A 25,751-nucleotide genomic window follows, 5' to 3' on the forward strand; every position below is an offset into this window, starting at 1 on the left:
GCGACCAAGGCGGTCTTGTCATTACACTGCCACCGATTTCTGCGGAAACGGCGACGCAGGCAGTAATATGATAAGGCAAGCAATGAACGGTCTGGGGCCTCGATATTATCTTTCGATCAACCTTTTGGTGCTAGGCATCGTCCTGGCTTGCTCGGGGTGCGTCCGCCGCCGGCTGATGGTCCGCACCGACCCTCCGGGTGCGCTTGTATCGGTCGACAACCAAGTGATCGGAAATTCGCCCGCCGCGAGTCCGTTTGTCTATTACGGAACGCGCGAGATCCGCGTCGAACGCGATGGTTACGAAACGCAGACGCTGCGACATAAGATCAACGCTCCCTGGTACCAGTTGCCCGGAATCGATTTCATCGCCGAAACCCTCTGGCCGTTTGAGATCCGCGACGAACGAGTGATCGACACCAAACTGGTCCCGCGAGTCAGCGAGCCAGCCGATGTGATCGCCGGCCGAGCCGACCAATTGCGCGAACAATCGCGAACCGGTGTCGCGACACCGCTGCCGCCAACCGCGATGCCACCAACTGCCGTCCCGTTGCCGCCAAACTCCCAAACGCTTCCCTTCGGTGGCGTGCCGGCTCAAGTCTCGCAATAGCCGTTACGTTTTGTCGTTGTCGCCAAACGACCGCGTCTTGATTTCCGGCGGCTCGCTGCCGATCACCTGCCGCCATAACGCGGCTGCGTATTGCAGCGTCCGATGCTTGCCGTAGATCCCCTTGCCAACCGTGATCGGCTTGCGATTGCGCGCCTGAAAATAGACCTCGTGATACGTCTTCTCATTCACCCGGGTCGTCTGCCGGATCGACAAGCGATCGAAGTCATCCAAGGGGATGTTCTTCCAGCGAGCCAGCGGAATCATGCCGCTGCGAATCCGTACCATCCCCGATGCTGTCTCGATCCGGCATCGCCACAGCATCGTGTGGATGAAGCCGAGTGTCAGCGGGAATCCGATCAAACCCAAGATAACTCCGATGAACCACGGCCCCTCGTATCGGAAGACCAGGAAGGCGGCGAGGTCGAACCCGCCAGCAAAGACCAACAGTGTCAGGATCCCCGAAAGCGTCTTCTGTCCCGTGATCCACCATCGCTTTCGGACTCCACCATCGACCGCGCGAACCCCCAATTCCAACAGGATGTCGTCGGGCTGATCGGGTCCACTGAAATCGGCGACAAGACTCTCCGGACGCTTCAAATCTTCACTACTATCGACTGTCCTATAGACCGGCACCTCGCACGTGATGTCCAGCGGCGAACCGACCGCCAACCCTTTCGCCGTTAAGATCCAATCGACTTTTTCGTCCTCCAACGGCGCCGAATCGGGAAGGTCGAAGGGAGCCACGAAATCGAATGGCACCGCCGATTCATTGGCATCGGATTGCTTCAGGTCGATGAGGATCGTTTGCTCGTCCTGCCAGCAAGTTTCCGTGATAGCGATCGACCGTGTCTCGCTGGAATCTCGCGTCGCGCGATCGCAGCGGAGCGTAACGCGCACGCCGGCCGGCATGTTCAACTTCCGCGAACTGTGGATGATCCCGGTCACCGGACCGCCGATCACTCCCGGCACGGTCGCCAGCTGAATGCGGGTGACGCCTCGTCTGATCTGATGCCAGACCGCCGTGAACACTTTGACCGCCGTGATCGCAATCGCAAACGGGCCGATCAGCCCCAGGTAGGCCCACCGACTTTCACGCTGGAATTCTTGAGGCAGCAGCAGAATGGTCGGCAGCGCCAGGATGCTCAGCAGCACCAGGCAGGGCAATAAATATCGCAATCGCTTCAGCGGCGCGAGCCGGATCTCCCCCGCTTCCCAATCGCTGCGCACGCGCCACATCTGGCCGGAAGCTTGCGCCATCTGCAACCGCTTCTCCTGCCATCCCGGATTGCGATCGAGCGTCAGCATCGCGATCCCGGCGCCACCAAAGGCGAGCCCAAAGACCGACACTAGCAGCATCAGCGAAAATCGCGCCCCGCGTTCCAAGACTGCGTTTTCCGGCGCCGCGGGATCGACGAAACAGGGATACGGCGTCTTGTCGCTGGCGTGTTTCTTCAACCGCCGGACCATCGCGCGGTGCCAGTTGCGATCGCCATCGGAAGTGAAGGGGCTGAAACTGACCCGATCGCTGTGATACGTTTTTCCCTCAAAATCGTAACGATAGCGAGTCTCGACGCTGTAGGTCGTGCTGTCGCCGCCGCGGTGCGTCTTCACGCTGGCACTGAGAATCGTCGCGGGAACCTCCACCCACGACTGCGCTTGACAGGCCCGGTAGGTGCTCCAGTACAGGAACCCCGTCGCAGCCACCCCAACCAGCACAAACGGCATCGCAAAGCCGACCATACAGCCGCGAGGTAAACTGTTGTATGATTGACCAGCCATGATTTCCTTCCTCTTGTGTCGCGAGATCTACGCAGCCAGCGGGCACTGTCGCGCGAGCCCCTCCCGCTGCTTGCGGCAGTTTAATGAAACAATACGCCGCTTTACCCCCTTTGTCGTGCGAGAAATCGGCGACGTCCAATATCCCACCTCGACGAGAACTCACCAATGAAACCTTGGATCCCTCTGTTCCTGATCGCCCTTTCAGCCAACTCGCTGGCAGCTGAGGAGCGTCAGCCGCCAGCAAGCATCGCCCGCTACTTTACTCCGCCGACGCAGTGGCAGAACGATCTGGGCAGCTTCCGGTCGCCGCTAGAGTTTAACGACGGCACGCTGGTTGAAAACCAAACCGACTGGAAACGCCGCCGCGCGGAGATCTACCAGCAATGGCAAGACTTGATGGGGCAGTGGCCGGCGTTAATCGAAGACCAAGACCTCGAAGTCCTCGGTTCGGAACGGAGAGAGAATTTTGTGCAGCACAAGGTCCGCTTCCGCTGGTTGCCCGAAGAGTCGACCGAAGGCTACTTGCTGATTCCCGATGGCGAGGGAGAGCGGCCCGCGGTGATCACTGTCTTTTACGAACCCGAGACCGCGATCGGGAAGGGGAGGGAAGGCCGGGACTTTGCGCTACAGCTGGCGCGGCGAGGTTTCGTTGTCCTATCGATCGGAACAACCGACGCCACCGCGGCGAAGACATACGGCTTATATTACCCCAGTTTGGACGATGCGCAAGTCCAGCCGCTGTCGATGCTCGGCTACGCGGCGGCCAATGCGTGGCACGCGCTAGCGCGACGCCCCGAAGTCGACTCCGACCGGATCGGGATCGTCGGCCATTCGTTTGGCGGCAAGTGGGCGATGTTTGCGTCGTGCCTGTTCGATCGCTTCGCCTGTGCAGCCTGGTCCGATCCGGGGATCGTTTTCGATAACGCCCGGAACAGCGTGAACTACTGGGAACCGTGGTACCTCGGCTACCATCCGCGCCCCTGGCGGAAACGGGGACTGATCACCGACAGCAATCCCGCCTACGGCCTGTACCCGAAATTGATGCAGCAGGGACGCGACCTGCATGAACTGCACGCCTTGATGGCGCCGCGACCGTTCCTGGTTTCGGGCGGTTCAGAAGATCCACCCCAGCGATGGCAGGCGCTCAACCACACGATCGCCGTCAATCGTTTGTTGGGTTACGAGAACCGCGTGGCGATGACCAACCGCCCCGAGCATTCGCCCAACGCCGAATCGAACGCAGTGATCTACACGTTCTTCGAACACTTCCTCATGAACAAGTGAGCGATGCGAAATCGGCTAAAGCGGCCGACGCTACCACTTGAGATTCCACTGCTCGGCGGGCTGGTCGAGATCGAACCAGCCGCCGAAGTTTGAATCCTGATCGACGCGATTGGCTTCATCGATTTCGGCGGCCTGCATCCGGACCACGATCAGACCAACGTCATCGCTGGTCTGAATGTTCCATTGCTTCAGCACATTGGCCCCTTCGCCACCAAACTCATCGACCGCCAGTTCCAACAGGATCCGGCACAACCCCTCTCCGGAAACCTTGCCCGACTGCTGAGCCGCGGCGTCGCGGAGCGCATGCTTGATCGCGTGGTGAACAAAATGAACCGCGTCGATCGGATGCTTCCGCTCCGAATCGGGCGTTGGGGAATTTGGCGATGAGGAGATTGGTTCGGACATAGTGCTTGGGATGCGGGATACCTATCGGACGACGCGACCGCTGGCGCTTCCCTTGGCCAACGCGTCGATTTCCTCGCGGCTGGAAAAGTTCAAATCGCCGATGATCGAATGCGCCAAACAGGAAGCGGCGACTGCAAATTGTAACGCCGCTTGCGGAGTTGGGTAATCGTCGTTCAGCAGACCGAAGATCAGCCCAGCCGCAAACGAATCGCCGCCACCGACGCGGTCGACGATATTGCGGATCGAATAGGGTTCGTATTCTCCGTCGGACCGCGGCGCAAAGCTGGCCGATTCGGCAGCCGCATCGTACAGCATCGCGCCCCAGTTGTTGTGCGACGCCGAGATGCTCTCGCGCAATGTCGTTGCGACATAGCGAAGGTTGGGGAACTCTTGGACCACGCGACGGGCGACTTCGGGATAACGCTCGGCGCTCAATTTCCCAGAAGCCACGTCGGTCTCGGCGGCGCGGATCTGAAGCACGTCGCCACAGTCCTCCTCGTTGGCGATCAAGACGTCGACCAGCGGCAGCAGTTGTCGCATCGTCCGACCAGCCAGTTCGTGCGGCGAAGCGGACGAATCCCAGCGCCACAACTTGCCTCGGAAATTCAAGTCGCACGAGACGGTCAGCCCTCGCTGCTTGGCAGCCTTGGCCGCATGCAGAGTCGCTTCGGCGGCGACTTGCGAAACCGCAGGAGTGATCCCGGTGACATGAAACCAGTCGGCGCCGGCGAAGATTTTGTCCCAGTCGTACGCATCGGCGGGCGTTTGCCCGATCGTCGATCCGTCGCGATCGTAGATCACGCGGCTTGGACGTTGGTTAGCGCCGGTTTCCAGAAAGTAGAGGCCCAGCCGCCCGATGTCGCTGCGAAGGATCGACGACGTGTCGATCCCGATCGATCGCAACGAATTGACGCAGGCGTCGGCGATCGGATTATTCGGCAGCGCGGTGACAAAGTGGGCATCGAGCCCCAGGATCGACAGCGACGCGGCAACGTTCGCTTCGGCACCGGCAAAGGTGACATCCAGAGATCCCGGCATCGCTTGCGGCAGCCGCAGGAATCCCGGAGGGGCCAACCGGCCCATGATTTCACCAAACGTTACGACCTTGCTCATGCGATTTCCTTGTTTTGGGTAGCGGCGACGATGCGGCTCGCTTCGGTTGCGTTTTGGGTGATCTCGGCCCAGGCCTGCTGTTGAATCAATTTTCGCGGAGCGATCCACGATCCGCCGATCGCCGGAACCAACGGGCTACCTAAATAAGAAGCCATGTTGCCAGCATCCAATCCGCCCAGCGGAATGAACCGAAGGCCTAGGTGGGCATAGGGAGCGGCCATGCTTTTCAGATAGCTCATCCCGCCGCTCGGTTCGGCGGGGAAGAATTTCAGCTCGCGACACCCCAGTTCGACAGCCAGCTCGATATCCGAGGGCGTCACGATTCCGGGAGCAAACGGGAGGCCGCGACTTTGGCAGCGCTCGACCACTCGGCGGTTCAGACCGGGAGCCACGGCAAAGGCGGCTCCGGCATCGACCACCTCGTCGACCTGCTCGGGGGTCAACACGGTTCCGGCACCGACCAGGACTTCGGGGACCTCGGCGGCAATCGCTCGGATCGCCTCGATCGCGGCGGGGGTGCGGAGCGTCAGTTCGATTGCCTGGATGCCTCCAGCCAGGAGAGCCTGGGCCAGAGGAACGGCATCTTGCGGATTGTCGATCACGATCACCGCGACGACGCCGCAGGATTGGATCCGCTGCAACATCTCATCGGGAAATTGAGACTTCATAATAGGTGGAGGTGGGCTCGGCTGGAGAGTGTATGTGGGGGCGGCAGTTCTGCCGACCGCCGGATCGGAACTGCGGCACCAAACGCAACGCCAGGCAGGACCTGCAGCAGCGATGGCGCACCACAGATTAACCAGCCGACCGACCGAAGGGAAGCCGCACGACAGACCACAACAAGGGATCTCCCTCAGCAAGGGCAGGCCACCAACCTGCCCTTAAGGCGTTTTCGCCCAAGCCAAACGAAACCACTCTTAACCAAAGTGGGGGCGTTGTGGTGGCTGCTGATAAGAGTTCGGTTGCGGCGAGCGAAGCGGCTGCGAACTGTAAGGAGTTTGGCTGCCGTAAGGAGCGTGATTGCCGTAAGGAGTCTGGCTGCCATAGGGCTGTTGCGCCGGTTGCTGAGTCGCAACTTCCTCTTCCTTCTTCTTGCGAGGTCCCTGTGGACCGGGGCGGCGACCGCGGCGTCCACCACGCTCTTCGGGAACCATCTTTTCGTCGATCGTCTGCAGCAGCTTACTGATACACAGCTTGTTGATGCTCAGCTCCAACTCCTCGGCTTGGACCCGCAGGAACTCGTGCAAGCTTTTTGGCAAACGGACGGTAATCATCCGTTGCGGTTCCAGGGTATCTCCCTTGCCGGTGTCCTGGCTGCGGAGTGCGGTCAGCATTTCTTGGATCTGGCCATGCTCGTGCGACTCTTCGAAATATCGCATCTCGTCGACGGTTGGGAACAGCTTGCGAACGAAGCCTTCGACACCCAGAGTCTCGCGGAAGAACTCGATCCAGTTGGAGGTTTGGGTAAAGACCTCTTGAGCCAATCGCATCGCTTCGGCGGGACGCTCTTGAAGCGACAGGGCGTCATTCATAGGTGGCAGGGTCAAGCGGCTGTTGGTCGCAGGGGCCGGCGTCGACTCGTTGCCAGCAAAGCGATTCTCGTTGCTAGTGTTATTGATCGTTTGAGTCGGGTTACTGAAGTTTTCGTGGCTTACCATCAATCCGTCGCTCCGTGGCTGTAGACGGCGTCCTTTCAAGAAGGTCGCTCTGTTGTGGTCCTGCGTGGCCGGGCATCACCTTCGCCTCGACGCTCCCGCAGACTCGCCACCATATTCAGATGCAGTCAAACGCTATCACGTAAACCCTTTTGCATGCACGACTTAGGTGCTTGCATTGTTTCCGTGCACCAATTCCGTGCAGGGGTGCACAGAACTGGGCACCCGACCCCGTGCCTGTTTTTTAAGCACGACCTTTTTGTGCAAAACCCAAGTGTCCACCTGGGAGTCTTTTGGGGAATCAGCCAATTTCTGAATTTATCAGACTTTTTCAGAGCGGCCTTTGCAGACGGGAAAGCGACGCTTCCCTAGAAATGCCAGCGGTGAACCGCACCATGACCCCCAGACAAAGGGCGAACAAGAATTGGCCAAAAAACGAATTTCGCCATGCCAACGGTTCATCGCGGCGGAGAACCCGTCAAGCGATAAAGAGCTACGGCAAGATGTCGATCTGCAGAACCGAAACGGCCCCCTCTTCCGGCGAACCACTCACCGGCCCGGGAGTATCCATGGTCGCACGATTTGCGATCGTTTTCAAAATTTGCTCGGCCAACCGCTGAAGCGTCTCCGAGGAACCGGAGACTACCAATTGGATCGGCTGATTCGCGGTTTTCGCCAAATCGCGTAACGGGGCATAACTTTCCATTACGTCTTGCCGCTCCACGTCCTCCCCGGCAGCGGGCTGACGCGGCTGAGAGACGATCTTTTCAGCCGCTAGCAAATCGCGAATCTGAGCCAACTGAACAGCCAGCAAATCGGGAGACGATTGAATTCGAATCCGCCGGACGTCACGAGGCGGCCCGGCAGAGCCAGCTTCCAAAAGAGGGGAGCCTCCGCGATCGTCAAGGGCCAATCCAGGCGCGGCGGCTCGGTCGACGTCCTCCGATTCGGCTGCCATCGCACGCTTCGCTCCTCGCGCCGCCTGCTGGCTCGGAGCCGGCTCGACGCTTCCCAAAGCCGCCCCACCTCGACCAAGACCTTCCAAACGGGGGGCCTCTGCTAATGGCAACGAATCTTCCTTATCTGATTCCGCAGCTCGGAAGAAGTATCGCGTGGGCGACTGCACGGCAGCTCGCGATCGGTTCGCCATCGAACCGCCCATGCCACCTCCCATTCGGTTTGCTTGGTCTGCGGAGTCGGCCGGCCGCAGGGAAGGAGCCGCCCGAGAATAGGATTGCCCGTTGGAGCGAGTCGGCGCCTGCGGGGCCCTCCGGTTTTGTCGCACAGTGTTGTCGGCGAAAGGAGCCGCCGGTGGCTGAGCTTTCATCATCGGAACGGCTTGCACCTCGGCCTGCGACGAATAAACATCGCTCTGAATCTCGGGCAACGGGGAAGATTCATAGGCGAGACTCTCCCGCAATTCGACCGAATCGGCGGCGGGAGCATCGACGACCTGCGGATCCGATGGCGGCTTGCTGTCGGCGATCGATCCGGCGGTCGGCTGGCTTTCCGGCGCAAGCTCGGGCCGCAGAAGGTAGCTGCCAATCGCTAGCATCAGACAGGCAGCGGTGGCGAGCAGAGCCAACCGGCTCCAAGTTTGTGCCCGTTGCTCTCGCGCCAACGCCACGTCGGATTGGGCGGCGATCCGCTGCCGGACGGCGGCGACGGGATCGGCCGATGGATAGATCGGAGGCAACTGGGCGACAGCATCGCGGACCTCTCGCAACTCTTCCAGCAGCTTGGCGCACGACGGTTCGGCGTCGATCGTCTGTTGAACGATCGCCCGTTCGTCGCTGGACAATTCGTCGTCCAGGTAAGCGGTCAGCATTTCCTCGTTAAACTGCATGGTCATCTATCCGTTGCTCGTCGCGAGCTACTCTACTTCAATCTTCGTCGATCGTTTCGTCGCGCGATAGCAAATCCCGCAGGTCGAGCCGCGCTCGGTGCAAACGGCTGCGGACTGTTCCTTTTGGGATCGCCAATATCTCGGCGATCTCGCCGTAATCGAGGCCGTCGATGTCTCGCAACACCAAGACCGTCCGGCGGTTGGGTTCCAGCCGCTCGATCGCGGATCGCAGGCGAGCGATTTGTTCGGCGTCGGCCATCCGCTGATCGACCGCCACCGCAGGGTCTTCGGGCGTGGGAGCTGTTTCGATGTTCGTTCGGGTGTGAGTGCTTTCCAGCCTGCGTTTCCGCCGCTTGGTGATCGTTAAATTGAAGGCGATCCGGTACATCCAGGTGAAAAAGCTGCTTTTGCCAGCAAATGTGTCCAACTTAAAATATGCCTGAGCCAGCGTTTCCTGCATCAGATCCTCGGCATCGTCGCGGTTTCCCACCTGGGCGCGGATCATCGTCAACAACCGACCTGCATGCCGCCGGACCAATGAATCATAGGCAGCCGGCTCCCCCGCCAAGGCCCTGCCAATCAGGGCGTCGTCGGAAGCCTCCACTGCTTCATCCGCCGGTTTGCTATGATTCTGGACGTTCATCTGGGTGGGGCGGTTCCCGGAAATGCATCGATCGTTTGTCGATTTGGCATGTTTTACATCTTCTATTTTAAGCAGAGCGCGGTGCGGCGTCGCTGCTTTCCCGCTGCCGCGTCGCGTCCAGTGGCATGTTATACCGCCTGCCGCCGGCAAATGGCACCGTCGCTGCGCCGAACCGCAACTTCGCAGGGCGGGTGATGAACGGCCCCCCCCGATGCGCAGCCGCTCCCGCGACGCCACGCCATCGCAACAGCGAGTCCTTATATAGGACCACGCTGGCGAGACCGCAAGCAACCGCGCGCCGCGTTCCACTCGCTAGCAGAAGCCCGATACCTTAAACTGCCGATGCGGAGCTACTTCCAGCCACCGGGGTACCATCTTGGATGAATGAATCGAGTCTTGTGGCCGATGTCGCCGAACACGACGATGACCTCGGCGGCGACAACCGTCAGTTCAGAGCAGAGCAGTTGCGTTGCGCGGAACCTACCGGCAGAGTCCAGAAACTCAGGGCGATCTGTTTACGGCGGGGCTCCGAACCTGAAAAGCCGATGCTGTGAGCGCCCCGCTGCCGCGCGAGGAGGCGGAAAATTCGACGACAGTTCAGCAACAACTGCGACTGCGCACGTTGGCATGGATTGTGGTCGGGATGTTGGTGGCAACCTCGCCGGTGCTGCTGTACGCGATGTTGAATCTGCACAGCAACACCACGGACATGCACCAGTGGTTGCCCGAGGGACGCCCCGAGGTGCAGCGCTACCAAGAATTCATCCAAAGGTTCGGCGGCGACGAGATTGTTATTGTCAGCTGGCCCGGCTGCACCTTCAACGATCCGCGACTACCGCAACTGGCCGATGCCTTGCGCGATGCGATGGCGAAAGATCCGCAACCGATCTGGCACAGCGTGATCACGGGCCCCGACGCGATGCGCGAACTGATTCAAGGTCCCGCCAAGCTGCGGCCGGGGCAAGCGGCCGGGCGAATCGATAGGTTGTTGATCGGTCCCGACCGAAAGACGACAGCTGCGTTGATCGCGCTGACGCCCGCCGGCGGCGAACATCCACATCGAGTGATCGATTCGATCACTCAAATCGCCCGACAAACCTGCGATCTGTCGCGCGATCAATTGCGGATCACCGGCGGAGTCTACAAGGCATCGGTGATCGATCACGCCACCGATCGATCGGTCCAACGCTGCATCCTGCCATCGGCACTGCTGACACTGATCGTCGTTTCGCTCCTGTTGCGAAGCGTGCGGCTGACCCTCGTCGTGCTGGTTGCGGCGGTCTTCTGCGCGATGATTGGTATCGCGATGATCCATTTCACCAGCAATGGGATCAACGCGATCTTGGTCGCCGTCCCCACGCTGCTATATGTATTGACGGTCTCCGGCGCGGTTCACCTTGCGAACTACTACCGCGACGGACTGCACGAAGTCGGCCCCGACCAAGCTGGATTTCGCGCGGTCCAGGTTGGCTGGAGACCTTGCGCGCTCGCTTCGATTTCGACCGCGATCGGGATGGCCAGTCTCGTCGTCTCCGATCTATCGCCGATCCGGCACTTTGGCATCTATTCGGCGCTGGCCGTCGTGATCGGCTTCTTCGTATTGATGTCCGTCTTTGCGGCGACGCTTACGTTAAGCCCCTGCGTGAAGTCGCGACAACCAACAGCCAACATGGTCGAGGTGAATCCTTGGTTGGACCTCGTGATCGCCAAAGTCTTAAAGCATCACAACCTACTGTTAGCCTGTGGGTTGATCGGACTGGCAACCGCCGGGTGGGGATTGAGTCGGACGACGACAACGGTCGACCTATTAAAAAGCTTCCGGCCGCACAGCGAATTGGTCCGCAACTATCGCTGGATCAACGACAACTTAGGACCGCAGGGTTCGCTGGAAATCGTGTTGCACTATGCCCCCGAGTCGACGCAGCGGACGATCGATCGGTTGCGGCAAGTTCACGTCATCGAACAAGAAGCGATGAACGTCGATGGCGTCGCCGCGACAATCTCGGCACTCACCTTCGCACCGACGCTCCCCCGCCCCACCGGGATGCGTGGCATCGCAGCTCAAATTGCTTACGAATCGCAGTTCGTAGCGGCGAGGCAAAAAATCATTACCGAAGGCTGGTTGGCCGATTCCGCCGGCGGCGAATCTTGGCGAATCCACGCGAAGGTCTCCGACATCGATGGGCGGCCCTATGCGGAGGTGATCAACGATTTACGCCACCGAATCGAACCGCTGCTCCCACCCCAGCCCAACAATGTACGGCTGGAATTTACCGGCGGATCGCCACTGATCGACGAAGCGCAGGACGAACTGCTAGGCGACTTAACCAACAGCTTCCTGCTGGCCTTCGCAATTCTTGCCCCCGTGATGATGCTGATGCTACGCAGTTTCTGGGCCGGGCTGTTTGCGATGCTCCCCAACGTAGTCCCCGTCGTGACGGTGTTTGGCATGTTGGGATGGCTGCAGATCCCGATCGGGCTGGGGACGATGCTGACCGCCAGCGTCGCATTGGGAATCGCTGTCGACGACACATTACATTTCCTCACCTGGTATGGCCGCGCGATCCGCCAGGGCAGTTCGCGAAACGAAGCGATCCGCACCGCGTTCCATCGCTGCGCAACCGCGATGGTTCAAACGACGCTGATCTGTTGCGTTGGAATGCTGGTGCTCGTCCCCGCCGAATTTGTTCCGACCAGCATGTTTGCCGTGATGATGATCATCCTGCTGCCCACGGCATTGGTTGGCGATTTGATTCTCTTGCCAGCTCTACTGGCCAGCCGATTAGGCAGCGTCTTCTTCCGACCATCCTCCGCCTCGCCGGAAACCAGCTTGCCCGCCGCAGGAAAACGGACCGACGGAACCGTTAAACAAAATGTTGACTCCCCGCAAAAGTAACCTATGTTACATAGGGAACGGCCGTGCCGGCGCGTTCAACCAGTCGTACCGAAGGGGCAACCATGTGCAAAACGCTACCGATACTTCGCCGCACAAATTCAGCCGGTCGTTTGACCAGCTCTAACAAACGAATGCGTAGTTTTTTGCGGCAGAACTGCATTGCCGAGCATCCGGCAATCACGTGACAAGACTTCTGCTGACACCACTGTACTGCAGGTTACCAACGCGAGACGCGCGGCGCCGGGCAACGACAAGTTTCCCGTCAAAGCTTGCGATTCGCAGGCTCCAATCCAGCTGCCGTTGCGTCCGGTCTACAGGATCGTTACGTGTCGGCTCAACGGTTTACTATGCCGTCGGAAAGTCGCCTGATTCGATTCCCCAAAGTCCCGAAAAAGCAGTCCTTACCCATACGATTGTTCGCGGTGTTGTGATGACGTCGTTTTCCAGAAAGACCGAACTTTCGTTTCGCTAGATTCGTGCTAGGAATACCAAAAATGATTTCCGTGTTAGTTGTCGATGACAGTAAATTTATGGCCAAGGTGCTGCAGACGGTACTGACGGACATCGGCTTCGACGTCGTCGGCTTGGGAAGCGATGGCGACGAAGGTGTCAAGTTGTTCAAAGAACTCTCGCCCGACGTCACCTTGTTAGATGTCACCATGCCGAACATGGATGGACTGGAGTGCCTGACGGAAATCCGCGCGCACAGCCCCGAGGCGAATGTGATCATGCTGTCGGCATTGAAGGACGAAGAGATCGTTCGCAAATGCTTGGAAGCGGGAGCTGGTGCGTTTTTGGAGAAACCGATCCGCCGCCACTGCACCGAAGATCAGCAGCGTCTAATTTCCGCAGTCGAAAAAACTATGGGGCACACGGTGTGAACGACACAAAACATCTATCCGACCATGCGCAAACATATGAAGAGATTGCCGAACGCGTCTTCTTCGAGATGTTTGGTATTTCAACGCTCGACCGTTCCGACGTCATCGAATCCAACTCGCTAAAAACGACGAAGAACTTCATCGTTTCGATCTACTACACGGGGACCGTGTTTGGTGAATATGTCATCGCGATGGACGAATCGACGGCGCAGCGAGTTATCGGTTTGGAGGGGTCGCTGTTCGAACAGACGCAGGACGAAGTTCGCGAGATGATCTGCGATGCGATTTCGGAAACGTTGAACACGATCGTCGGCGAAGCGATTGTGCAACTGCAGGAAACGCATGCAAAACTGACCGTCACCGCACCTCGCGTCTACTTCGGTGAGATTCGTTACCCGCAGTTCCGTACGCGCAGCGTCACGATGCAGACTCAGGTGGGCGAAATCGAGTGCTACTTCTGCTTGGATTCGATGCGATTGGACCTCGCTACTTCCTACGATGAAGCGATGGAGAGCTTGGTCGAGATCAACAGCAAATTGAAAGCTGCCAATCGTCATCTGGCAGAACAACAAGCGCAGTTGGTCCATTCCGAGAAGATGGCGTCGATCGGAATCTTGGCCTCGGGCGTAGCCCACGAAATCAATAACCCCTTGTTTTTTGTCGACACCAATTTGAATGCGTTGTGTGAATATGTGCATGTCATCGAATCGACAATCTCCGATTACGAACGGTTGTGCGCAACGCTGTTGGATTGCAATGCGCCGGTGATTGGTTCGGATGGGAATGAGTTGAGTCTTCTCGATGGCAAAGCTCCCACCAGCAAGCAGCACCGCGACATCCGATACGTACTGAACGATACCAAGGTGTTGGTCAGCGAATCGCGTGACGGCGTGATTCGCATCAAAGACATTGTCAAAAGCCTAAAAGACTTTTCGAATCTCGATCGGGGTGGCATCGTCGATGCAGACCTCAACGCGATCGTGATGAACGCTGTCAAAATGCTTCAAACGACGTTGGGCGATACCGACAAGATCGAATTTCAGCTGGGTGAACTAGCAACGATGGCTTGCAACGTCGGCGAGATCGCTCAAGTTTGTTCGATCGTGATTCTCAACGCGGTACAAGCGACGCCCAACGACGGCAAGGTCTTTGTCTCGACCAACGGCGACGAGGACGAATCGTGCCTAATCGTCAACGACACCGGATCGGGCATCTCTGCGGAAGACTTGGCTCAGATCTTCGATCCATTCTTCACGACGAAGGCCGAGGGCGAGGGAACCGGATTGGGATTGTCGATCGCGTACGGCATCGTTCGCACCCACGGCGGTACGATCAACGTCGAAAGCGAACTCGGCGTGGGAACCAAGGTGATCGTCCGCTTGCCGAACGAAAGCGTTCAGGAAGAACTGGACGAAGCCGAATGCGATGCCTTCATCTGACATCGCCTTGACGTTTCGTGAGCGACCCGTGGTGCAATTCCGTTAGTGGCTGTGCCGCAGCGGTTCGTCGCCCAGGTTGCGGTAGGCGGTTGCGAAATCGAGGCACGCCCCGTCGGACAATTGCCCGGTGTAGGTTCGGGAAAGTTCCTCCCACGGCGATCCGTTGATCAATTCAGGCGGCTGGTAAGCGTCTCGCCGGGCATGCAGTTCGTGTTCGCTGATCAATAGCTCGACGCGGCTGTTGTTCAAATCGAACCGGATCATGTCGCCGGTTTCCAATAACGCCAGGTTTCCACCGGCCAAAGATTCCGGCGAAGCATTCAAGATCGATGGACTCGACGAAGTTCCGCTCTGGCGGCCATCGCCCATCGTTGGCAATTCGGAAATCCCCGCCGCGATCATCTCGTCCGGCGGCTGCATGTTGACGACTTCCGCCGATCCGGGATACCCGATCGGTCCGCATCCGCGGATCACCAGGATGCATGAGTCGTCGATCATCAGAGCAGCATCGTTGATCCGGTCGTGATAATCTTCGGGCCCTTCGAAAACGATCGCTCGCGCGTCGAAGCAGTTTTCATTACCGGGTTCGCACAGATAACGCTTGCGGAACTTGGCGCTGATACCACTGGTCTTCATCAATGCCGCGTCGAACAGATTCCCCGACAAGACCATGAACCCGGCCTGAGGCATCAACGGACTTTCGAACGGCATGATCACTTGGCGGTCCAGCGATTCACGCCCCGAAATGTTTTTGGCGACCGATTTTCCGGAGACTGTTTTGCAGTCGCCATGAATCCGGCCAGCCTGCAGCAGTTCATGCATCACGGCAGGAACGGCGCCGGCGCGATGAAAGCCTTCGCCCAAGAAGTCGCCTGTCGGTTGGCAGTTGACCAGCAGCGGGATCTCATATCCGATCTCTTGCCAGTCTTCGACGACCATCTCCACACCCATGTGCTTGGCGATCGCTTGGATGTGCGGCGGCGCATTGGTCGAACCGCCGATCGCCGAATTGACGACGACGACGTTCTCAAACGCTTCGCGCGTCATGATCTCGCTGGGCCGCAGATCTTCATGAACCATTTCGACGATTCTTCTGCCGGTCTGATACGCCATCTGGCCGCGCTGCCGAAACGGAGCGGGGATTCCCGCGCATCCGGGCAACGACATGCCAAGGGCTTCGGCGAGACAGTTCATCGTCAACGCGGTCCCCATCGTATTGCAGTGCCCCGGGCTGAGCGTGGTCGATTCGAGCATCATCATGAAGCCGTCGTAATCGATCTCGCCAGCGGCCAATCGCTTCCGCGCTTCCCAGATCACCGTGCCGGCGCCGGCCAGTCGACCGTCCAGATAGCTGTCGACCATCGGTCCGCCGGAGAGGACGATCGACGGAAGGTTGACGGTCGCAGCGGCCATCAATGCGGCGGGAGTCGTCTTGTCGCAACCGGTCGTCAAAACGATGCCGTCGAAGGGATAGCCGCGCATGATTTCAACCAAGCCGAGGTAGGCGAGGTTGCGATCGAGTCCCGACGTCGGACGTCGGCAACTCTCTTGAATCGGATGCATCGGAAAGACAAACGGGATTCCTCCGGCATCGCGGATTCCGTCGCGAGCGCGTTCGGCGGTCTGCAGATGGATCCGATTGCAGGGAGAGATGTCGCTGCCGGTTTGAGCGATTCCGATCAACGGACGACCGGATTGCAGTTCGTCGCGAGTCAGCCCGTAATTGAGATAACGCTCCAGATAAAGCGCCGTAATTTTGGGATCGCTGAGGTTGTTGAACCAGTCTTCGCTGCGCAAACGCTTCTTGTCGTCCATCGTCGGTCCGCCGTTGAGTTGTGGAACGCCGGCCCGAAATCACGAGGCCGACGCATCGGCCTCAATATACAAGAAATCGCCCCCGCTCGCTCCGTCCGAAATACCAGCACGAAGCGCAAGCGAGTGATTCCAGAAATGTCGGTGGATCACTCGCTTGCGCTTCGTGCTAGTAAGCCATGCCGAGCGCACTTTCGCGGAGCGAAAGGCGACCAACGCCGCGAGTGTCGTCTTTCGCTCCGCGAAAGAACGCTTCATAATTAGGGGCGAGAAATACCAGCACGAAGCGCACGCGAGTGATTCCAGAAATGTCGGGGGAATCACTCGCTTGCGCTTCGTGCTAGTAAATGACGAAGGGAACCGGGCTGCTAACCTACGCGGTTCAGGACAACTTCCAAGGTTTTGCGAAGCGCCGCACCGCTGGCTCGCAGACCTTGAACTTCCTTTGGCCACAGATCGATCTCGTGGCGATCGACCACGCCGCAACGGCCGACAACCGTCGGGACGCTCAGGGCGACGTCGCGGATTCCGTAACATCCCTCTTGGATGCTACTGACCGGCAGAACCTTTTGCGAGTTCAAGGCGATCGATTCGATCACGTCGCGAATCGCGATGCCGACGGCAAAGCCAGCTCCGCCCTTGCGCTTGATCACTTCGGCGCCGCTTCCCTTGGTTCGCGTGAACAATTGGTTCGCCAGGTTTGGATTCCAACCTGGGTATTTGTCCAATGGCAGGCCGGCGATCGTGGCACTCGACCAGATCGGCACCATGCTGTCGCCATGCTCTCCCAAAATCAACGCCTTCGTCTGCGTTGGCGGTGCTTTCAGTTCTGACGAGATCAGGCAGCAGAAACGGATCGTATCGAGCTGAGTTCCCAGACCGATCACTTTCTGCTTCGGCAAGCCCAAGCGATGAGCCGCGACGTAGGTCAGGATGTCGACGGGATTCGAGACGACGACGACGATCGCGCCCTCCTTCAATCCGGCCGCTTTGATCTGGTCCAAGATCGAAACAAACAGGTCGGTGTTGCGGTTGATCAAGTCCAACCGCGATTCGTCGGGCTTGCGACGCAGGCCGGCGGTGATGCAGATCACATCGCTCGACGGAATGTGTTCGTAGCCGCCACCAACGATCACTTGATCGGCGACGCTAGGAGCACCGTGAGCCATGTCAAGTGCTTGGCCAACGGCCAGTTCGGCGTTGACATCCAGCAAGGCGATCTCGCGGACGATGCCGCCGCACTGCAGCGCGTAGCCCGCACAGGATCCAACCAAACCGCCGCCGCCAATAATCGATACTTTCATAATTCTTTCACCGTTCTGCGGGACGCAAGGTTTGCGTCCGTTGGAGTTTCTGTTGTGTCGTTCTTGTCGTGTTAAGTGTCTCGGTTCGTCGCTGCGTCGCGATTAGGCTTTGCCCATCTGACGCATGACTTCGGCGGTGATCAGTTTCACCAATTGTTCTTCGTCGACGTTCTTGCCAGCGGCTGCCGCAGGGGCTGCACCACCGGCCATGCTGCCAGCTGCGGGTGGGGCGTCGAAGGCGCGACGCGCCACGCCGTTGGCTTCCCAGCTGTCGCGGAAGACATCGTTGGCGCAGATGTCACAGTTTTCGAACTCCTTGGTCAAACGCGGGTCGGTGAACCCCCATTTGTCTTTCAGTTCCAACAGTTCGCGCGACTTGTCGCCACTGAGGTATTGCACGTGTCCCAGCTGACGCGACAGCAACAGGATGCGGCAGTAGGCGTCCAAGATCTCGCTCCACCAGTAAGCGCGTTCGACGTTTTCGCCGAAGCTGACGGTGCCGTGGTTGGCCAGGATGATCACGTTACTTTTGTGGATGTACGGGATCACGGTATCGGCAAACGCTTGACCGCCGGGAGTCTCGTATTTGGTGATCGGCACGTCGCCCAAGAAGACTTCGACTTCGGGCAGCACGCATTGTGGGATCGGTTCGCGAGCGACGGCAAACGCGGTGGCGTGTGGCGGATGGCAATGCACCACGCTCTTCAGTTCGGGGCGTTGCTTGTAGATCTCCAAGTGCAACAGGGCCTCGCTGCTGCGCTTCTTGTTGCCGCTCAACTGCTTGCCGGTCATGTCGACAACGCTGATGTCCTCGGGCTTCAAATAACCTTTGCAATGCATGGTCGGCGTGCACAGGACTTCGTTTTCGCTGACGCGGACGGTGATGTTCCCGTCGTTTGCAGCGGCGAAACCCTTGGCGTAAATCCGCTTTCCAATTTCGCAGATGTCTTGTTTGATTTTGTGAATGTTTTGCATGCTGGTCTTTGAAGGTTGCAGGGTGTGAGTGCTTGGCTTCGGAGAAGTCACGCTATTGGAGGTCGATATGGTCTAGGATCGCCGCGTTGTAAGCGTCGATGCATTTGATTTGCGGTTGGAAGGGTTGAGCCGCTTCGGGGCCCTCGGCCAAAGCGATTAGATCGCCATTGCCCGCTCCCAATTCGTCCCAGGTCACCAACAGTTCGGAGCCGCTGAAGTCGTCGCTGTCGATCTGCGCGATGTCGTCGACTGGCAACACGCATCGCAGCCGCGAACCGGCCATGGCCGGATGACATCGGCTGAGCGTTACGCTTCCAATCACTTTGGCGATTCGCATCGGTCTTCCGTGGACGGGGTTTCTATTTTGTTAGTCGCGTGGCGAGGTTGGTCGCCGCGATCACGTTCAGTCGCGTCATGTCCAGTACCCAAACATCGGGCTGCATCGCAGCGGCGACCGCTTGGAATTCGCTGAGCGATCCGACTTGAACCGCTTCGGCGCCACTGCGACATAGGTCGCAGACCACGCGTTGCGGCAGATCGGCCAGGACAATTCGAGCTTCTTCGGCGACAACGATCTGCACTCCGCGGCGTGTTCGGATGCCCAGTTGCTTGGCAAACGCGGCACAGCGGTTGGAGCAATCGACGTCGGCGACCAGTATCGCCGCCGGGGCAGCGACTGGAGTTCGCATCGTGTTCTGTTTTTCTTCGCGAACGATCGCGATCGACTGCGCTCGCAGCAGATCTTTGACCGCCGGAGTGATCACGGCGCGAGGAGCAACGGCGATTTCGGACTTTCCGTCGAGCCGTTGTTCCACGTCGGCCAAAGCGATCACGGGGCGATCGATCAGGCACAGCCGCGTGTTGGCGCTGGCGACCGGTTGCGACTTTGGCGCCACGGCACCGGCGACCACTTCGCCGACAATGCGGCGAACGATGGCTTCCAGGTCGAGTGGCGTTGAAGTCATGTTGAGTTGTTGTCTTTTGTCGATCTATCGTTGGTCGATGATGCCCATCGTGGTCCAGCGGGCGGGCGTGTTTTTGTCTTTGCCGATCAGGTCTTCCATACAGCTGGAATCGCTAGTCAGCAGGACGGTATCGCCACGACTGGCACCCCAGCCGTCCAAGGTCAGCAACGGCGGGCCATCCGCCGAACCGTCGGCCATCAACGGTTGAACGATCAACAGCTTCTGCCCGACAAAGCTGGCGTGCTTGATCGTGGCGCGTGTCGTTCCGAGGACTTTGGCGGTTTGCAATGGACGAGCTTTGGAGTGTTTTCTTTTTCGATTTCGATCGGATTCAGTATCGCAGCCGTCGCTTAGACGTTTTTCGGGCTGCCGACGACGTACAAGTTTTCGATGATGCTGCAGCGGCGTTCGCGAGTGAACGTTTGCGGCGTGGTCACCCCTTCGCCGGTCGGTCCCGCGATCGAGAAGCTCAAATAGCCTTCGCCGCCAAGTCCCAAACCGGCCATGCTGGCACCATTCTTCACGTACAGCGTGGTGTCCATCGCGCGGCCCATCTTGGTCATGTTCCGGACGTCGCGGCTGTGGATCATGCTGGTGTGGCGGAAGCCGTGTTCGCTCTCCTTGGCCATCGCAATCGCGTGGTCGACATCGCGAGCGCGGACGAAAGGAATGAATGGCATCATCTGTTCGACGCCAACAAACGGATGCGAATAATCGGTTTCGCCAAACGCCAGTTCGACGTCGGCGGCAACGTTCTTGCCCGCCGCGGCACACAAGACGGCAGCGTCTTTGCCGATGAAGTCCTTGGCAGCGACTTTGTGTCGGTGTTCGCCTTCGCCAACAACTGCGATCGCTTGGGAGGTCAGTCGATCGATCTCGCTCGAATTCAGCCGCGCCGCGCCGGCGCGTTCCATGGCGGACATCATCGCGTCGAAGACCTGTTCGACGACGAAGACTTGCTTTTCTGCGATGCACAGCAGATTGTTGTCGAACGCTCCACCTTCGATGATGCAGCGAGCGGCACGATCCAAATCAGCGGTCTCGTCGACGACGACGGGAGGATTTCCAGGCCCCGCAACAACAGCTCGCTTGCCGCTTTTCAGGGCCGCTCGAGCGACAGCGGGTCCGCCGGTGACGCAGATCAGTCGGACATCGCGATGCGAGAAGATCGCGTCGGCGGTTTCGAGAGTCGGTTCGGCGATCACGCAGATCAGATTGTCGATCCCCAGGTCGTTGTAGATCGCTTCGTTGAAGCGGCGAACGCCTTCGGCAGCGACTCGCTTGCCGCTGGGGTGTGGGTTGACGACAACCGTGTTTCCGCCAGCGATCATGCTGACCGCGTTGCCGGTGATCGTGGGCAGCGAGTGGGTGACGGGGGTGATCGCACCGATCACACCGAAGGGGGCGCGTTCGATGATCGCCAGACCTTTGTCGCCGCTGAAGGCTTCGGTCTTGATCATCTCGATCCCGGGAGCGCGTTGGCCCAAGGTCAACAGCTTGGCGATCTTGTGTTCCAGGCGACCGATCTTGGTCTCGTTCATCTCCATCGTCCCCAGCTCTTCGCTCTGGTCGATCGAGATTCGACGGATGTGGTCGATGATCCGGCCACGCTCTTCGATGGTCCGTTCGGTCAGCTGCAGGAACGCCTCTTGCGCCGCGGCGACCGCTTCGTTGGCATCATGAAAAACGCCGTGCCGTCCGCTGTAGCCGCCGCTGCCATTGTGGATCGGCGGTGGCGAACCCACTTCGGCCAATACCTGGGAGACGACTGAGCGGATGAGGTTTTCGTCGTATTGCATAAGAGCGTCGTGGGATTGTGGGGTGTCGTTTCAAGTGGTTCGTTCGTCGGGAGAACGAAGCCTGTTGTATGTCGTGAGGCGCACATTCGCGGGGCGAAAGGCGACCTGCTATTCGTCTCGCTTGTAGACGTTTTGCTTTTCAATGTGGACCGAATCGACGATGCCGATGATCACGCAATCGATCGGCAAATGTTTCGTTTCGGGAGTCAATCGAGCGCTGCTGCCTTGGACAATCAGCACGTAATCCCCTTCACCCGCCCCCAAGGTATCGCAGGCGATGAAGGTCCGTCCGGTGGTCGACAACGACTTCCGCTGGTCGGGTTCCAATCGATAGGGTTCGACGATCAACAGCTTGTGTCCGGTCATCGAAGCGACCTTCTGCGTGCTGACGACGGAACCGGTAACTCGTGCGATAAACATGGGTAAACTTCGTTCGGGTCACAGGCGGGTGCCTGTGTTTTGCGTTGTGCCGGGATCGTTCGTTTAATTCTTGTCCGATGTTCGCTGCGTCGATTGCGGTTGCTTATTTGCCTAGCAATTCGACACACTTGCGAGCGACCACCAGTTCTTCGTTGGTTGGGATTCTCCAGATCTGCGTGCGGCTGGTTTCGCTGTGGACCGCCATTTCACCTTCGGCGACGCCGTTTTTGACGCGGTCGATGGCAATCCCCAGGTCTTCCAAACCTTCACAAACTTTGGCGCGGATCTCCGCTCCCTTCTCTCCAATTCCGCCGGTGAAGACGATCGCGTCGGCTCCTCCTAACAGAACCAACAGCCCGCCCATCATGCGGCGAACTTCCGAAACGTAAACATCCAACGCCAATTGGCAATCGGCATCTCCTTCGGCGGCACCCGCTTCCAGATCACGCATATCGCCACTCTTGCCGCTCAATCCCAACAGGCCGCCTTCGTTAGCCAGCTTGTTCAGGACTTCGGTCAGCGACAGCCCGGTCTTTTCCATGATCAAGGGGATCGCAAATGGGTCGAAATCGCCGACGCGGTTGTTCTGCGGTAAACCGGTCTGCGGGCTCATGCCCATCGTCGTCCCGATGCTCTTGCCATCGCGGATTGCACACAAACTGCTACTGCCACCCAAGTGACACGAGATCACGCGGCTAGCACCAGGAATCAATTCCGCCGTTCGCATGGCGATGTATCGATGACTGTTGCCGTGGAACCCAAAGCGACGGATGTGGAAATCATCCGACCATTGTTTTGGGATCGCGTAATAACGCTGGGCGTCGGGAGTCGTTTGGTGGAAATCGGTTTCAAAGGCCGCGATCAACGGAATGTTTCCGCCGGACGAAGCCAGTTGTCGCATGGCGGCAACGTAAGGCGGGTTGTGCGCCGGAGCGACGTCCCGCATCTCTTCCATCGCTGCCAATACTTCTTCGTCGATCCGATAGACGCCGCTGAACCGTCCGCCATGTACCGCTTTGAACCCAATCGCATCCACTTCGTCGGCCGATTTGATGCAGCCGTGTTCGGGATCGGTCAACTGTTGCAAGCAGGCTTCGACAGCGACTCCGTGGTGCGGAACCGACATCGTGCGTTGATCTTTCCAGTCGCCGATTTCGACCGTGCAGGACGATTCGGGCGAACCGATCCGATCGACCGCGCCGCGAGCGAGCGTGGTTTCATCGGACATTTCGATCAACTGATACTTGAAACTCGTAGATCCGAGATTTGCGACTAAAACCTTCATGGCAACAGGGTCGTCCGTGGTCGTGGGTACTGGTTGTTAGGAACGGGTGGGAGTCATCGGGTCGCGGCAGCGATCGCCGGTCGACTACTTGTTGATGAACGCTTCGACCAAGCCTTCGCTGGGACGAGCGATCACGTGGCTGCCGACCAATTCGCCGACTTGAGCTGCCGCGGCAGCACCCGCTTCGACGGCTGCGCGAACGCTGCCGACATCGCCGGTGACGACGGTCGTGCAGAACGCACCACCGATGTCGATGCGTTTGGTGATTTCGACGTTTGCCGCTTTGGCCATCGCGTCGGTAGCTTCGATCAGGGCCAACAAACCCTTTGTTTCAACAAGGCCAAGTGCTTGATTCATCTTATTTTCCAAGAAAGTTTTTTGTGAAGGAGCGGTTGCGGATGCAGTTTTGGTTACGGCGGTGCTTGTCGTTGCAGCCGTCGTTCGTCGAGCGGGCTGCTTGGCAGCAGTGCCGCCAGCCGGTTTGGATTCGGTCGCGGGAGTGCGAGTCGAAGTCGTTTTCTTTTTTGCCATGGGAAGCTTGTCCGGTGGTTAGCGTAGTTGTGCGGCAGACCTTAACGGTCGACGCAACGCTCGTCAGGCGAGGTCGCCCAAACGAACGGCTCAGCCACCAACCTTGAGAACCTTGCCCAAGTCGTCGTGTGGACGTGGGATCACCTGAACGGCAACCACTTCACCCACGCGACCGCCCGCTGCGGCACCCGCATCGGTTGCGGCTTTCACTGCGGCAACATCGCCGGTGACAAACGCGGTAACCAAGCCGCTGCCGACTTTGTCCCAACCGAGGAAAGTGACGTTGGCGGATTTCAACATCGCGTCGGTCGCTTCCATCATGGTGATAAAACCCTTCGTCTCGATCATACCGAGCGCTTCGTTAATCTTTGCCATCTAATTGGTCTCTGGAGGGAGGGAGGGAATTTGAAATCGAAAATTCGAAATTTGAAATCGGGTGTTGTCGGAACGGCGGTGCCGCCGAACCGGGTGGACGGAATTTAGTGAGCCTTGCAGCCACATCCGCCGCCGCTGGGGATCAATTCGATCTTGGTAGCGCTGTCGAGGTTGCAAGCGTTTCCTTCATCGGTGTCGATGTGAACTTCCAGCTTGCTGGTATCGTCGGCGCGAACCAACACGTCGCTCATCGTGACGGTGCACTGCGGGCTGGTGATCTTCAGATCCATGAAGTCACCCTTTTTGACGCCGTAGAATTGGGCGTCGCTTTGATTCATGTGAACGTGGCGGGCGGCGCGGATCACACCTTTGTCCAATTGGACTGTACCAGCGGGGCCGACCATGACGCATCCTGGAGTCCCTTCGATGTCGCCGCTGTGACGGATCGGAATATCCAGTCCCAACGAGATCGAATCGGTGAAGGCCAGTTCGACTTGGCTGTACGGGCGCGTCGGGCCCAGCACGCGGACACTTGGCAACATCCGCTTCTTGGGGCCGATGATCATGACCGTCTGTTCCGCGGCGAAGAAGCCGTCTTGGTACAGGTCCTTCATCGGCGTCAGCGTTGCGCCGGGGCCAAACAGCGTTTCGACGTGTTCATCCGACAGGTGGACGTGCCGCGCCGAGATGCTAACGCGAAGGTTCGGTTTGCCATCGACCCAACCGGGAGGTTGAGCAGCCGATGTCGAATCGTTGTTGACGATCGCGCGAACGGCGCGGCGAACCAAGGCTTCGATCTGTGCGTTGTCTAAAGATTGTGTCATGGGCAGTTAGGTTGCAGGTCGGTGGGGGCTGCGGATTGTGGGGGACGGTCGTCTTGATTTATGGATGAAGCGCCGGGGCGATGATCAATTGGACGCCGGCGTCGGTCAGTCGTTGTTGCCACTGGGGCGATAGTTCGTCGTCGGTCACGACCGTCGCGACATCGCCCAATTGGCAGGTTCGCGAAAGGCTCGCGTGGCCAAACTTGGTGCTGTCGGCGACGATGATCGTTTCGTCGGCGCTGCGCAACATCTCCTTCTCCGTTCCGACAAGAAGCATGTTGCTGTTGTAGTAACCTCGCTCATCCGCCCCGGCGATACTAATCACCGCGTGGCGGACATTCAAACTTTCTAACATCGTATTTGCGAACGGCCCCAACGTGACGCCGGTGCGGTTGTGAACGTAACCGCCGACGAGGACCAAATCCGACTTGTCGCTGCTGGCAAACAGGTTCGCGACGGGCAGCGAATTCGTCACGACTTGCAGTGGCCGTCTGACCAACAGACGGGCCAGTTCGTAAGTCGTGCTGCCACCGTCGAGGATGATCGTGTCGCTGTCGCCGATCAATTGGCTAGCGGCCTGGGCAATCGCTCGCTTCTGTTCCCAACGGTTGTCTCGGCGACCTTCGAACAGTCGCATGTTGGTCGGTGACCCGGTCCAAAACACGCCGCCGTGAGTTCGTCTCGCCTCGCCAAGTTCCTCCAAATAGTCCAAGTCGCGGCGAATCGTCGATTCGCTGACCTGCAGTTCCGCCGCCAATTCCAACAGCGACGCAAATCCGGTCGCTTGAATCTGCCGTCGCAGATTTTCACGCCGTGCTTCCGTGGGAGAGCCGTTGGACAAGATCGATTTCTTCCGGTATCTGCGAGAAAACTCGTTGCTCGTGATAGATTATTGTCACCACGTGAAAGAAAT

At 58.8% G+C, this 25,751-nt stretch carries 25 protein-coding genes; 5 read left to right on the plus strand and 20 right to left on the minus strand.

Annotation, left to right across the window (positions count from 1 at the left end; genetic code table 11):
* The first annotated feature begins 67 nt into the window (after window positions 1-67).
* Complete coding sequence (locus CA51_RS17280; RefSeq protein WP_197451258.1) at window positions 68-607, plus strand: PEGA domain-containing protein; 540 nt, start codon at window positions 68-70, stop codon at window positions 605-607.
* Between the two features lie 3 nt (window positions 608-610).
* On the opposite strand, the gene CA51_RS17285 is transcribed toward CA51_RS17280, so the two are convergent.
* The gene (locus tag CA51_RS17285; RefSeq protein WP_145122474.1) at window positions 611-2,386 is read right to left on the minus strand and encodes a DUF3592 domain-containing protein; all 1,776 of its coding nucleotides are present in this window, start codon (window positions 2,384-2,386) and stop codon (window positions 611-613) included.
* 165 nt (window positions 2,387-2,551) lie between these two features.
* Here CA51_RS17285 and CA51_RS17290 point away from each other — a divergent pair, with 165 nt between their 5' ends.
* Window positions 2,552-3,670, plus strand: coding sequence for a prolyl oligopeptidase family serine peptidase (locus CA51_RS17290; RefSeq protein WP_145122475.1), 1,119 nt, complete (start codon window positions 2,552-2,554; stop codon window positions 3,668-3,670).
* A gap of 30 nt (window positions 3,671-3,700) precedes the next feature.
* Here the strand turns inward: CA51_RS17290 and CA51_RS17295 are convergent, their stop codons facing one another.
* From CA51_RS17295 to CA51_RS17320, 6 genes are all read right to left on the minus strand, one after another.
* Window positions 3,701-4,075, minus strand: coding sequence for a hypothetical protein (locus tag CA51_RS17295; RefSeq protein WP_145122476.1), 375 nt, complete (start codon window positions 4,073-4,075; stop codon window positions 3,701-3,703).
* Window positions 4,076-4,096: 21 nt separating this feature from the next.
* On the minus strand, window positions 4,097-5,188 hold the full coding sequence (locus tag CA51_RS17300; protein WP_145122477.1) for a sugar kinase: 1,092 nt from the start codon (window positions 5,186-5,188) through the stop codon (window positions 4,097-4,099).
* Complete coding sequence (locus CA51_RS17305) at window positions 5,185-5,856, minus strand: bifunctional 4-hydroxy-2-oxoglutarate aldolase/2-dehydro-3-deoxy-phosphogluconate aldolase (RefSeq protein ID WP_145122478.1); 672 nt, start codon at window positions 5,854-5,856, stop codon at window positions 5,185-5,187. Before CA51_RS17305 ends, CA51_RS17300 begins: the two co-directional genes overlap by 4 nt.
* A gap of 249 nt (window positions 5,857-6,105) precedes the next feature.
* Window positions 6,106-6,720: a toxin-antitoxin system HicB family antitoxin gene (locus tag CA51_RS17310; protein WP_145122479.1), complete on the minus strand. Its 615-nt coding sequence runs from the start codon at window positions 6,718-6,720 to the stop codon at window positions 6,106-6,108.
* Between the two features lie 616 nt (window positions 6,721-7,336).
* Window positions 7,337-8,689, minus strand: a complete 1,353-nt coding sequence (locus tag CA51_RS17315; RefSeq protein ID WP_145122480.1) for a hypothetical protein — start codon at window positions 8,687-8,689, stop codon at window positions 7,337-7,339.
* 37 nt (window positions 8,690-8,726) lie between these two features.
* Entirely contained in the window at window positions 8,727-9,332 is a 606-nt protein-coding gene (locus CA51_RS17320; RefSeq protein WP_145122481.1) for an RNA polymerase sigma factor, read from the minus strand.
* A gap of 550 nt (window positions 9,333-9,882) precedes the next feature.
* Between CA51_RS17320 and CA51_RS17325 the strand changes: the two genes are divergently transcribed.
* From CA51_RS17325 to CA51_RS17335, 3 genes are all read left to right on the plus strand, one after another.
* Window positions 9,883-12,228: an efflux RND transporter permease subunit gene (locus CA51_RS17325; protein WP_145122482.1), complete on the plus strand. Its 2,346-nt coding sequence runs from the start codon at window positions 9,883-9,885 to the stop codon at window positions 12,226-12,228.
* Window positions 12,229-12,722: 494 nt separating this feature from the next.
* A complete protein-coding gene (locus tag CA51_RS17330; RefSeq protein ID WP_145122483.1) occupies window positions 12,723-13,109 on the plus strand; it encodes a response regulator in 387 nt (128 codons plus the stop codon).
* Window positions 13,106-14,548, plus strand: coding sequence for a sensor histidine kinase (locus CA51_RS17335; protein ID WP_197451259.1), 1,443 nt, complete (start codon window positions 13,106-13,108; stop codon window positions 14,546-14,548). Before CA51_RS17330 ends, CA51_RS17335 begins: the two co-directional genes overlap by 4 nt.
* 42 nt (window positions 14,549-14,590) lie before the next feature.
* Here the strand turns inward: CA51_RS17335 and CA51_RS17340 are convergent, their stop codons facing one another.
* The 13 genes from CA51_RS17340 to CA51_RS17400 all read right to left on the minus strand — a co-directional run bounded on the left by CA51_RS17340 (window position 14,591) and on the right by CA51_RS17400 (window position 25,679).
* On the minus strand, window positions 14,591-16,363 hold the full coding sequence (locus tag CA51_RS17340) for an IlvD/Edd family dehydratase (protein ID WP_145122485.1): 1,773 nt from the start codon (window positions 16,361-16,363) through the stop codon (window positions 14,591-14,593).
* 365 nt (window positions 16,364-16,728) lie between these two features.
* The gene (locus CA51_RS17345) at window positions 16,729-17,664 is read right to left on the minus strand and encodes a lactate/malate dehydrogenase family protein (protein ID WP_145098594.1); all 936 of its coding nucleotides are present in this window, start codon (window positions 17,662-17,664) and stop codon (window positions 16,729-16,731) included.
* A 102-nt stretch (window positions 17,665-17,766) separates the two neighbouring features.
* Complete coding sequence (locus tag CA51_RS17350) at window positions 17,767-18,639, minus strand: class II aldolase/adducin family protein (protein WP_145122486.1); 873 nt, start codon at window positions 18,637-18,639, stop codon at window positions 17,767-17,769.
* Between the two features lie 52 nt (window positions 18,640-18,691).
* Window positions 18,692-18,976, minus strand: coding sequence for a EutN/CcmL family microcompartment protein (locus tag CA51_RS17355; RefSeq protein ID WP_145122487.1), 285 nt, complete (start codon window positions 18,974-18,976; stop codon window positions 18,692-18,694).
* A 22-nt stretch (window positions 18,977-18,998) separates the two neighbouring features.
* Window positions 18,999-19,604 (minus strand): hypothetical protein, encoded by a 606-nt coding sequence (locus CA51_RS17360; RefSeq protein ID WP_145122488.1) that lies wholly within the window; start codon window positions 19,602-19,604, stop codon window positions 18,999-19,001.
* A 24-nt stretch (window positions 19,605-19,628) separates the two neighbouring features.
* A complete protein-coding gene (locus CA51_RS17365; RefSeq protein WP_145098582.1) occupies window positions 19,629-19,892 on the minus strand; it encodes a EutN/CcmL family microcompartment protein in 264 nt (87 codons plus the stop codon).
* Between the two features lie 62 nt (window positions 19,893-19,954).
* Window positions 19,955-21,403, minus strand: coding sequence for an aldehyde dehydrogenase family protein (locus tag CA51_RS17370; RefSeq protein WP_145122489.1), 1,449 nt, complete (start codon window positions 21,401-21,403; stop codon window positions 19,955-19,957).
* Window positions 21,404-21,511: 108 nt separating this feature from the next.
* On the minus strand, window positions 21,512-21,823 hold the full coding sequence (locus tag CA51_RS17375) for a EutN/CcmL family microcompartment protein (protein ID WP_145122490.1): 312 nt from the start codon (window positions 21,821-21,823) through the stop codon (window positions 21,512-21,514).
* A 103-nt stretch (window positions 21,824-21,926) separates the two neighbouring features.
* Window positions 21,927-23,108, minus strand: a complete 1,182-nt coding sequence (locus tag CA51_RS17380) for an acetate/propionate family kinase (RefSeq protein WP_145122491.1) — start codon at window positions 23,106-23,108, stop codon at window positions 21,927-21,929.
* An 84-nt stretch (window positions 23,109-23,192) separates the two neighbouring features.
* Entirely contained in the window at window positions 23,193-23,465 is a 273-nt protein-coding gene (locus CA51_RS17385) for a BMC domain-containing protein (RefSeq protein ID WP_145098568.1), read from the minus strand.
* Window positions 23,466-23,729: 264 nt separating this feature from the next.
* Window positions 23,730-24,014 carry a BMC domain-containing protein gene (locus CA51_RS17390; RefSeq protein ID WP_145122492.1) on the minus strand — a complete coding sequence of 95 codons (285 nt, stop codon included), beginning with the start codon at window positions 24,012-24,014 and terminating at the stop codon, window positions 23,730-23,732.
* A gap of 104 nt (window positions 24,015-24,118) precedes the next feature.
* Entirely contained in the window at window positions 24,119-24,838 is a 720-nt protein-coding gene (pduL, locus tag CA51_RS17395; protein WP_145122493.1) for a phosphate propanoyltransferase, read from the minus strand.
* Window positions 24,839-24,896: 58 nt separating this feature from the next.
* Entirely contained in the window at window positions 24,897-25,679 is a 783-nt protein-coding gene (locus tag CA51_RS17400; protein WP_145122494.1) for a DeoR/GlpR family DNA-binding transcription regulator, read from the minus strand.
* Window positions 25,680-25,751 lie beyond the last annotated feature (72 nt).

The sequence above is a fragment of the Rosistilla oblonga genome (assembly GCF_007751715.1).
Classification (GTDB): Bacteria; Planctomycetota; Planctomycetia; order Pirellulales; family Pirellulaceae; genus Rosistilla; species Rosistilla oblonga.

What these genes read in the sequence shown, in the direction of transcription:
- CA51_RS17315 (WP_145122480.1), bottom strand. Translation starts at nt 8,689, where the DNA reads ATGCAGTTTAACGAGGAAATGCTGACCGCTTACCTGGACGACGAATTG.
- CA51_RS17330 (WP_145122483.1), top strand. Translation starts at nt 12,723, where the DNA reads ATGATTTCCGTGTTAGTTGTCGATGACAGTAAATTTATGGCCAAGGTG.
- CA51_RS17345 (WP_145098594.1), bottom strand. Translation starts at nt 17,664, where the DNA reads ATGAAAGTATCGATTATTGGCGGCGGCGGTTTGGTTGGATCCTGTGCG.
- CA51_RS17380 (WP_145122491.1), bottom strand. Translation starts at nt 23,108, where the DNA reads ATGAAGGTTTTAGTCGCAAATCTCGGATCTACGAGTTTCAAGTATCAG.
- CA51_RS17355 (WP_145122487.1), bottom strand. Translation starts at nt 18,976, where the DNA reads ATGCGAATCGCCAAAGTGATTGGAAGCGTAACGCTCAGCCGATGTCAT.
- CA51_RS17390 (WP_145122492.1), bottom strand. Translation starts at nt 24,014, where the DNA reads ATGGCAAAGATTAACGAAGCGCTCGGTATGATCGAGACGAAGGGTTTT.
- pduL (WP_145122493.1), bottom strand. Translation starts at nt 24,838, where the DNA reads ATGACACAATCTTTAGACAACGCACAGATCGAAGCCTTGGTTCGCCGC.
- CA51_RS17370 (WP_145122489.1), bottom strand. Translation starts at nt 21,403, where the DNA reads ATGCAATACGACGAAAACCTCATCCGCTCAGTCGTCTCCCAGGTATTG.
- CA51_RS17295 (WP_145122476.1), bottom strand. Translation starts at nt 4,075, where the DNA reads ATGTCCGAACCAATCTCCTCATCGCCAAATTCCCCAACGCCCGATTCG.
- CA51_RS17285 (WP_145122474.1), bottom strand. Translation starts at nt 2,386, where the DNA reads ATGGCTGGTCAATCATACAACAGTTTACCTCGCGGCTGTATGGTCGGC.
- CA51_RS17310 (WP_145122479.1), bottom strand. Translation starts at nt 6,720, where the DNA reads ATGAATGACGCCCTGTCGCTTCAAGAGCGTCCCGCCGAAGCGATGCGA.
- CA51_RS17280 (WP_197451258.1), top strand. Translation starts at nt 68, where the DNA reads ATGATAAGGCAAGCAATGAACGGTCTGGGGCCTCGATATTATCTTTCG.
- CA51_RS17290 (WP_145122475.1), top strand. Translation starts at nt 2,552, where the DNA reads ATGAAACCTTGGATCCCTCTGTTCCTGATCGCCCTTTCAGCCAACTCG.
- CA51_RS17375 (WP_145122490.1), bottom strand. Translation starts at nt 21,823, where the DNA reads ATGTTTATCGCACGAGTTACCGGTTCCGTCGTCAGCACGCAGAAGGTC.
- CA51_RS17320 (WP_145122481.1), bottom strand. Translation starts at nt 9,332, where the DNA reads ATGAACGTCCAGAATCATAGCAAACCGGCGGATGAAGCAGTGGAGGCT.
- CA51_RS17360 (WP_145122488.1), bottom strand. Translation starts at nt 19,604, where the DNA reads ATGACTTCAACGCCACTCGACCTGGAAGCCATCGTTCGCCGCATTGTC.
- CA51_RS17300 (WP_145122477.1), bottom strand. Translation starts at nt 5,188, where the DNA reads ATGAGCAAGGTCGTAACGTTTGGTGAAATCATGGGCCGGTTGGCCCCT.
- CA51_RS17340 (WP_145122485.1), bottom strand. Translation starts at nt 16,363, where the DNA reads ATGGACGACAAGAAGCGTTTGCGCAGCGAAGACTGGTTCAACAACCTC.
- CA51_RS17385 (WP_145098568.1), bottom strand. Translation starts at nt 23,465, where the DNA reads ATGAATCAAGCACTTGGCCTTGTTGAAACAAAGGGTTTGTTGGCCCTG.
- CA51_RS17305 (WP_145122478.1), bottom strand. Translation starts at nt 5,856, where the DNA reads ATGAAGTCTCAATTTCCCGATGAGATGTTGCAGCGGATCCAATCCTGC.
- CA51_RS17350 (WP_145122486.1), bottom strand. Translation starts at nt 18,639, where the DNA reads ATGCAAAACATTCACAAAATCAAACAAGACATCTGCGAAATTGGAAAG.